At 68.6% G+C, this 4964-nt stretch carries 7 protein-coding genes; 5 read left to right on the top strand and 2 right to left on the bottom strand.

Annotated features, from left to right (window positions below; genetic code table 11):
* Nucleotides 1-208: 208 nt before the first annotated feature.
* Nucleotides 209-601 (bottom strand): hypothetical protein, encoded by a 393-nt coding sequence (locus tag KGM94_RS23435; RefSeq protein ID WP_366526269.1) that lies wholly within the window; start codon nucleotides 599-601, stop codon nucleotides 209-211.
* Between the two features lie 74 nt (nucleotides 602-675).
* Here KGM94_RS23435 and KGM94_RS23430 point away from each other — a divergent pair, with 74 nt between their 5' ends.
* A complete protein-coding gene (locus tag KGM94_RS23430; protein ID WP_300264581.1) occupies nucleotides 676-876 on the top strand; it encodes a hypothetical protein in 201 nt (66 codons plus the stop codon).
* Nucleotides 877-883: 7 nt separating this feature from the next.
* Here KGM94_RS23430 and KGM94_RS23425 read toward each other — a convergent pair whose 3' ends face one another.
* Nucleotides 884-1102, bottom strand: a complete 219-nt coding sequence (locus KGM94_RS23425; protein WP_300264577.1) for a hypothetical protein — start codon at nucleotides 1100-1102, stop codon at nucleotides 884-886.
* Between the two features lie 141 nt (nucleotides 1103-1243).
* Here KGM94_RS23425 and KGM94_RS23420 point away from each other — a divergent pair, with 141 nt between their 5' ends.
* From KGM94_RS23420 to KGM94_RS23405, 4 genes are all read left to right on the top strand, one after another.
* Nucleotides 1244-1735 carry a GNAT family N-acetyltransferase gene (locus tag KGM94_RS23420; RefSeq protein WP_300264575.1) on the top strand — a complete coding sequence of 164 codons (492 nt, stop codon included), beginning with the start codon at nucleotides 1244-1246 and terminating at the stop codon, nucleotides 1733-1735.
* 170 nt (nucleotides 1736-1905) lie between these two features.
* On the top strand, nucleotides 1906-2592 hold the full coding sequence (locus KGM94_RS23415; RefSeq protein ID WP_300264573.1) for a class I SAM-dependent methyltransferase: 687 nt from the start codon (nucleotides 1906-1908) through the stop codon (nucleotides 2590-2592).
* 121 nt (nucleotides 2593-2713) lie between these two features.
* Nucleotides 2714-4552 carry a PQQ-binding-like beta-propeller repeat protein gene (locus KGM94_RS23410; protein WP_300264571.1) on the top strand — a complete coding sequence of 613 codons (1839 nt, stop codon included), beginning with the start codon at nucleotides 2714-2716 and terminating at the stop codon, nucleotides 4550-4552.
* A gap of 12 nt (nucleotides 4553-4564) precedes the next feature.
* The coding region (locus KGM94_RS23405; RefSeq protein ID WP_300264569.1) for a hypothetical protein at nucleotides 4565-4964 on the top strand (400 nt) is incomplete at its 3' end.

Raw genomic sequence — 4964 nt, 5'->3', positions numbered from 1 at the left:
CCGCGAGTCGTAAACGAGACCTGAATCCTCCGAAAAAGAATCCCGGGGACTCCCGGGCTGGAATCAGCGGATGTTTCCGGCCATGACGACCGACCTGAAGACCTCCTGCGGGCACATGCTCCTGCCGCTCACCTTGGCGCTGTTTGGCGCCTGTGCGGCCAACCTGCTGCTGGTCTGGTCGTGGCTGTAGCGCGCGACTGGGGTCGCCTTATTTTTCTGCCGGTGGCCTGACCTGGACGTCGCGGATCGCGGCGCGCAGCCTGTTCATCGTCGCCGCACAATAATCTTCGCGCTCCCGCTCGAAGCGCTCCTGATGCTTGCGAAAGTTCGCCACCCGCGCCAGCAACTCGTTGCGGAATTCGCCCGAGGTCCGGGGCGGCAGGACCTGGAAGGGCGGCTGCGGGTCCGGGGGGACGGCCCGGTCACGGGGTGACTGCCCGATCGTGTCGGCGGGACCGATCGCCAACAGCGAAGCGACGTCCACGACCGAGGCCGGCGGCAGGGCCGGGGTCTCACCGACCGGCTGCGGGCCGTCCTTCCTGCCGGTCACCGACTGGACGAAAGCCAATGTCTGCGCGATCAGTGCGTCGCGTTCCCTCATCCATTTCATGGTCCACCTCAGCCGCGGCCATTCCAGCAAAGCGGCTGCGCGGAATCAAGCGCGCAGGCAGGGGATTGCATATTTTTCCCGACGGCCCCTACAGTGCGGCCATGGAACGCGGCAGCGAACGATCCGAGGAAGCGCTGGGCCTGCGGCTGGTGCGCGCCTATCTGACGCTGCCGCCGGAGAAGCGCCGGCGCCTGATGCAATTCGTCGAGGAGCTGTCGCGCGAACTGGATCGGCCGAACGAGGGTGCCGGGGCTTCGCCGAAGTAGAGGGCTTCTAGCGCTCGCGCGGATTGACGTTGGGCACGAACGGCGTGCCGACCACCCGCACCGCCGAGGGCTCGGCGGCGACGATCTGTCTCTCGGCGGTGACCGACTTGTCGCGGGCCTGTGTCTGCGCCGGCTCGACCAGCGCGGCCGCTCCGGCCACGGCGATGCAGCACAGCGTCACGGTTGCGAGCAGCACGATGTTTCGGTCGTCTTCCCTGATGCTCATGCTCCGACAACGGGCAAGTCGGCGGATTGGTTCCGGGTCGCGCGCCGTGGAAGCCGTGGGCGTTTGCGTGTAGAGCTGTCGCGCCCGCACAGCATCGAGGCGATCGATGCGTTTGCGAAGGCTGAACCGGCGCGCGCAGACATGACCGACATCCGGACCTTCATCGTCCATCCCGGCACGCCCGAACTCGCGATCTGCGCCCGCTGGCGCGCGGAGGCGTTTGCGGTGCTCGATGCCGGCTTCGAGCAGGAACTGCGCGCGCTGGAAAGCTTTGCTGCGGACCAGACCCATCAAGTCGCCCTGATCGCCAAGCGCGGCGGCGAGCCGGTCGGCACCTGCCTTCTGGTGCCCTCGGAGATCGAGCCGCTGCATCAGGTCTCGCCCTGGCTCGCCGGACTATACGTGGCGCCGGAGCATCGGCGCTGCGGGGCGGGCGCCGCGCTGGTGCGCGCGATCGAGCAGCAGGCCCGCCTTCGTGGCTTCGGCCGGCTCTTCCTCTACACGATCTCTGCCGCGGGCTTCTACCAGCGACTCGGCTGGAACGTCGAAGAGCGCGTCTCCTGGAAGGGGTTTGATACCGTCTTCATGTCACGCGCGCTGGCGCCTCTCACCACCACGGCAGCAGCAGGCTGAAGGCGACCACAAACAGCAGGCCCGTCGTCACCAGCGCCGCGGCGGCGCCGGCGGTGATCCTGATTTTCTCTCGGGCAGTCGTCGGCCGCATGGGGTCGGAACAATTCTGGTCCGGCACGGCTGACGGTATAGTGTATCCGCGATGAAAACCAGAGTCCGGTTCTTGTCCGATGCCCGCCAATCGCCCGGCCGTGCTCGCCCATCAGCGCTTTGCCGCCGACCGCGACAATTTCGTCGGCCTCGATCTCGCCGCGCGGTTCGAGCGGATCGCCGCGACCAATCTGTGGGGCGCGCCGACCTCGCTGTCGGGGCTCGGCTCCGAGGACCGCGCCACCGCGGCGATCCGCGCGGAATTGCCGCCGCTGCTGCAGTGTCTCGGCGTCCGCTCGCTCCTCGACGCGCCCTGCGGCGACGCCGGCTGGATTTCCCTCTGCCGGCTCGGCGTCGACTATGTCGGCCTCGACATCGTGCCGGCCCTGATCGAGGCCAACACCAGACGCGTGGCGAGCGGTGAACTGGCGGGCCGTTTCGTCACCGCCGACATCACGCGCGACGCGCTGCCGCGCACCGACCTGATCCTGTGCCGCGACTGCCTCGTGCATCTGAGCTTTGCCAACATCGCGCGCGCGGTCGACGGCTTCCGGGCCTCCGGCGCCAGCTACCTGCTGACCACCACGTTTCCCGAATGGGATCGCAACGAGGATTGCGAGGACGGCGACTGGCGCGCGCTCAATTTCGAGAAGCCGCCGTTCTCCTGGCCGGCCCCGCGCGAACTGATCAACGAGCGCTGCGATGAAGGCGGCGGCTGGCAGGACAAGAGCCTCGGGCTGTGGCGGCTCGCCGACCTGCCCGCGTGACCGGAGGTGACCGGATGGTTGTCGCCAGCCTCGTCCGTTGCCCGGCGGCACGGGTTCGCGATAGGCTCGCGCTTGCGCGAACGAGCACAGCCTTCGCCGGCTCCAACGTCGGAATGTCCTGATGAGACCGAGCGCCGCCGCAGCCGTCGTCCTGATCTGGTCATTTGCGCCCGTCGCCGCGCAACAGGATGGTGCGGCCCTCTATGCGCAGCATTGTGCGCAATGCCATGACGCGGCCGGTCCCGAGGCGCGCGTCCCCGCCCGCCGCGTCATGCAGGCGATGTCGTTCGCGCATGTCATGCAGGCGTTGACCAGCGGAAGCATGGCGTCTTTTGCCCAGGGGCGCACGGATCAGGAGCGCAGCGCGATCGCCGCCTACGTCACGGGGCAGGCTGCGCCCGCGTCCGCCAGCGCGATGGATGCGACGGGGCGCTGTCTGCAGCATCCGGCCAGCTTCTCGCGCCCGCTCGACGGGCCGCGCTGGAACGGCTGGGGCGCCGATCTCGGCAACAGCCGTTTCCAGCCGGCCGACATGGCCGGCCTGACGGCGGAACAAGTGCCGCGGCTGCGGCTGAAATGGGCGTTCGGCTTCGACAAGGCCTCGACGGCGAATGCGCAGCCGAGCGTCGTCGGCGGAATCCTCTTCGTCGGCGGCACCGATCACAAGGTGCACGCGCTCGATGCGCGCAGCGGCTGCACGCTGTGGACGTTCAAGCCCGATGCGGACGTCCGCAGCGCGATCAGCTTCGCCTCGCTCGATGCCGGCCGGTCGGCCGTGTTCTTCGGCGACGTGCGCGCCAGCGCCTATGCCCTCGACGCGCTGACCGGCCAGCTGATCTGGAAGACGAAGGTGGAAAACCACCCGGCGGCGCGCATCATCGGTGCGCCCGTCTGGTTCGACGGCGTGGTCTATGTGCCCGTCTCATCGATCGAGGAGGCGACGGGATCTGCGCCGTCCTACCAGTGCTGTACCTTCCGCGGCAGCGTGGTGGCGCTGGAGGCCGCCACCGGGCGGCAGATATGGAAGGCCTATGCGATCCCCGAGGAGCCGCATCCGACCAGCAGGAATGTCGCCGGTACCCAGCTTTTCGGGCCCTCGGGCGCGTCGGTCTGGTCCGCGCCGACGATCGATCCGCAGCGCCGCGCGCTCTATGTCGCGACCGGCAACTCCTATTCGAACCCGCCCGCCGACACCAGCGACGCCGTGCTGGCGTTCGATCTCGCCACTGGCCGGATGCTCTGGAAACGGCAGGGCACTTCGAAGGACGCCTATGTCGTCGCCTGCTACGGCGCCAATCAGAGCAACTGTCCCGAGGACCACGGTCCCGATCATGATTTCGGCCAGTCGCCGATCCTGAAGACGCTGCCCGACGGCAGGCGCGTGGTGGTGATCGGACAGAAATCGGGAGTCGTTCACGCCTTCGATCCCGACCGGGACGGCAAGATCCTCTGGCAGACTCGGGTCGGCAAGGGCGGCCCGCTGGGCGGCAGCGAGTGGGGCTCCGCGGCCGATCAGAATCGCGTCTATGTCGCGAACTCCGACGTGCGGTTCTCGCATGACGGCACCATGAGTCTCGATCCCAAGGCCGGCGGCGGCCTGTTCGGGCTCGATCTGGCCAACGGAAAGGTGACGATGCAGGTGCCGCCGGTCCCCTGCGGCGACCGCCCCCTGTGCAGCCCGGCGCTGTCGGCGGCGGTCACCGCGATTCCCGGCGTCGTCTTCTTGGGCGGCGTGAGCGGTTATCTGCGCGCCTATGCGACGTCGGATGCGCATCTGCTCTGGGAGTTCGACACCGTGCGCGACTTCGCCACCGTGAATGGCGTCAAGGCGCATGGCGGCGCGATCGACGGCCCCGGTCCGGTGGTCGCCGACGGCATGCTCTACGTCAACGCCGGCTACGTGCAGTGGAGCGGCGAGCCCGGCAATGTGCTGCTGGCCTTCGAGGCCGGGGAGCGCTGATTGGGAAAAGCCATGCGGCGCCGTCTCGGATTGATCCTGTTGCTCGCGGCCGCGGTTGGCGCGCCGACGCGGGCCGATGAGTGCGAGACCAAGGCGGCCGAGATCGCCGCGAAGATCGGTCTCGACCTCGGTCGTCGCACCGAGGCCAACGCAATTCCCCTGAGCGCGCGCGGCGACGAGGAAGACGACTACGGCGCCTATCTGCTCTGCAGGGGGCCGCTCGGCGTGACGCTGCGCTATCTGAGTCCGCCGTCGCCCGGACAGTCCTGGTTCAGATTCGTCGGCCGCTCCGGCGCGATCCTGACCGGCGTCGGTGCGGCCGCGATCGCGCTCGAGGCGCAGAACTGCGTCGAGAACGCGCGGCTGCGCAAGGCAATGTCGTTCCGCTCGCCGGGGTCCGCGTTCCAGATGC

The organism is Bradyrhizobium sp. (assembly GCF_028868675.1).
Taxonomy (GTDB): Bacteria; Pseudomonadota; Alphaproteobacteria; order Rhizobiales; family Xanthobacteraceae; genus Bradyrhizobium.
Note: the sequence above shows the minus strand (reverse complement) of the source record. Positions and strands in the feature narration are given on the sequence as shown.